The sequence below is a fragment of the Bacteroides sp. HMSC067B03 genome (genome assembly GCF_001811315.1).
GTDB classification, from domain to species: domain Bacteria; phylum Bacteroidota; class Bacteroidia; order Bacteroidales; family Bacteroidaceae; genus Bacteroides; species Bacteroides faecis.
Genome location: NZ_KV804416.1, coordinates 1 through 473 on the forward strand (window position 1 = coordinate 1; position 473 = coordinate 473).

Consider the following 473-nt stretch of genomic DNA (forward strand, 5'->3'; position numbering starts at 1 on the left):
GTTGTGCCAGCGTTTTGACACAACCTCTTTTTTTGCTCTCAACAGTAATTATGCACGACTTTTGCTCCCATGCTCTCACTATCCGTCTGTATCCTCCTGTTCATCGGCATTGCAGTGATGAGAGCGAATGTGGTAGCAGAGTGAGAGATAACTGTTGCCCTCACTTTGTATCATCCAGGTTTCGCAGAGCCCTTTACACCAGGGGAGTCAATCGAAGTAGTTTCATATAGGGAAACTAAAAGTTTCAAGTAATGAAACCAAGAGTTTCAAGCAGAAGAAACTGTTGTTTCAAGCGGGGAAACTAAAGTTTCAAGCCATGTGGAACTGAAGTTTCAAACGGTAAGAAACTGTTGTTTCACCGCATGAAACCGGTATTTGAACTATATCGAATGAATAACCGCTAAGAACCTGCGATCTGAACAGTGAGAGCAACAGCTTGCTCTCACTCTGCTACCACATTCGCTCTCATCACT